This is a genomic window from Shigella sp. FC1967 (assembly GCF_001743005.1).
Classification (GTDB): domain Bacteria; phylum Pseudomonadota; class Gammaproteobacteria; order Enterobacterales; family Enterobacteriaceae; genus Proteus.
On record NZ_MIIZ01000853.1, the window covers coordinates 1 to 2,496 of the forward strand.

The following is a 2,496-nucleotide window of genomic DNA, read 5'->3' on the forward strand; positions in this document are numbered from 1 at the left end:
TATGAGCATATCAAAAATTGGCGACAAAGTGGCGACAAAAAAACCAGAATGACCATAAATAATCATGCTTTATCGTTTTCTAACTTATTGAAAAACTTATAACTTATTGATTTTACATTGGTATAAATACTACTCTTAATCAATTGGTCGAGTTCGAGCCTCCCACGACCCACCAAATTTACGCTGAGAAATCAGACATTTATGCCACTTAGAGATAAGTGGCTTTTTTTGTATCTGGAAGAAAATGGCGACAAAATGGCGCCTTTATCTTAAACTAATAACTCAGCACAATACGGTAATTAAAAAAAATAGAATTTGCTTATATTTTATTCGATTTTTATCATTTATAGAATCAACAAAAACAAACAATTAATCTAATTTAATTACATAACTCGATACAAACCACTATAAAATCAACTTTATCTCTTTTCTTATCTTTAAACTCCCCACCAAAATCATCAATCAAAACGTAACTAACGGTATTTATTTTACTATCCGCTAAGTTGATTTTCTGTTTGGAAAATGGCGCTATCATAGGAATAAGAATATTAGGATTATTTTCGCCATATGCTGATTTAATGGTGACATAAAAAGGCGTCGGATTTTCAATTGTTAACTGTTTATCTGATTTCGTAAAAATAAGAGAGCCACTGACATCGGAAATTGCCATGATTAAATCATCAGGACGATAAAATACACTCGTCACATCATAATTAATATAACCCTAAGTTATTTTCTTTATATTTACTAACTTATTAATAAAAAAATAAAAATGATACTTTAAATAATGGGTTTTATTCACTCGCTACTATACTTTTTATAGTATCATTAATATATTCCTTTAATCTAAGCGCAAAACATTCTCAAATTTATTTTTTTTTCGCTTTACTGAGAATGAAAGAAATATAAAGCATATTATTTATCTTCTTTAATGAAACTTCATAATCACCTGCTGGGAGTAAAATAATTTCTCCTGCACGATATTGTGGATCATCTGGCTCTAAATCACCGCCAGTTGTATCCTCTCCTGCACCAATAAAAATGTCACCTGATGGACAGATTATGTTTATTTTTACATCTGGATCGTCAATTTTATCGCATAAATTAATTGTGTAAAAACCATCATGACCTAAACCAATAAATGCAATATTGCCTTTGTTCATTTCATCTAACTCATCATGCGGAATGCTCCACCAATCTGCTGTATCTGACTTTCGATGTTTGATCGCTTGTAAATCAAAAATAGCAAGCGTTGCTGTATCAGTCATAAAAGAAAAGGTGTTTGACATCTAAATGCTCCAAAAATAGTTCTGATCGTCCCAAAATATTATCCTCCCTTTATATATTGGCTAATTATATGGGATTTTATCTATATTATTTATCAAGCCAATTATCTATACTGAACTCATACTCTAAATAAATCTAGATGTGGCAAGGCGACAAAAGCAAATTACTCGACTCATACAAAAGTATATGACTAGCATTGAGTCAGTACGCCCACAACACAACAACTTGAAGTATGACAATATCATGGATGGTCTTATGAAATTACCACTACTCTTTATCACCCTTTCCTTTTGTGCAGTTTCCTCATTGCCTGCCGTCGCGGCTTCAACCCAATGTACAGAAACTGAGAAACAAGCCAATATTGCCAATAGCGATATTATGTTGCTCATCTCTTATAACGGTCCTGTTAAATCAGTCACGATGACAAGCACGATACCCCATGACGGACGTTTTAAAGCATTAAAAGGCGAAATTCACTTTGATGAATGCGGAAAGTTATTGAAAGATAGCACATCAATGCAAGAGTACGTTGAAGGTAATGTAGAAACTCATTTAATAAGAACATTGCCTAATAACCCTTCTGTTATCCGATATCAATTCCAAATAAAAAATGCCTATGGTGCACACTCCATTTACATGCAAGAAACTTATCATAAAAATGGACAGAACCAGTTCAACAAAAGAGTCATTGAATATTACGCCAATGATGGCACTTTACTGGATACCATCACCAGCCAATTCGACTATCAAGATGGTCGCATTGTTAAAGAAACAAGCAAATCCTCTGATCCGACAACTGAGGCTATCACGACAGAGTACCAATATAATCCTCAAGGAAAACTACAAACCGTAATAGAAGACGGAAAAATAAACGTAGAATATCAGTATGATCGAGAAGGAAAAGTTATTACTCAATCAAACTACGTCAAAGGCATAAATGGAGAAGATAAATCTTTTATCACTACTTGCCTTGAATGGGACAAATTTGCTAATTGTTCAAAAGAAGAACTTGAAAGTACAATTAAATTTAATGATGAAGTCATTAATTTCAGTAAAGCCACGCTTCATAATGAGTTTATTTACTACGAATAATATTTAGATTATATTTTTGTATCTAATTTAAGTTAAAAATATAAAAATCAGAACTATCAAAAATAGACTGATTTTTATATTCATTACATGTTTTCTTATCTATGAATAGATACTTCC

The 2,496-nt window shown here is 32.1% G+C and carries 3 protein-coding genes; 1 reads left to right on the plus strand and 2 read right to left on the minus strand.

Annotation, left to right across the window (positions count from 1 at the left end):
* Nucleotides 1–379 precede the first annotated feature (379 nt).
* Entirely contained in the window at nucleotides 380–706 is a 327-nt protein-coding gene (locus BHE89_RS14525; protein ID WP_128860581.1) for a fimbrial biogenesis chaperone, read from the minus strand.
* 163 nt (nucleotides 707–869) lie between these two features.
* Entirely contained in the window at nucleotides 870–1,289 is a 420-nt protein-coding gene (locus tag BHE89_RS14530) for a DUF6386 family protein (RefSeq protein ID WP_128860582.1), read from the minus strand.
* Nucleotides 1,290–1,473: 184 nt separating this feature from the next.
* On the opposite strand from BHE89_RS14530, the gene BHE89_RS14535 reads away from it, so the two are divergent.
* A complete protein-coding gene (locus BHE89_RS14535) occupies nucleotides 1,474–2,379 on the plus strand; it encodes a hypothetical protein (RefSeq protein ID WP_128860583.1) in 906 nt (301 codons plus the stop codon).
* Nucleotides 2,380–2,496: the final 117 nt, after the last annotated feature.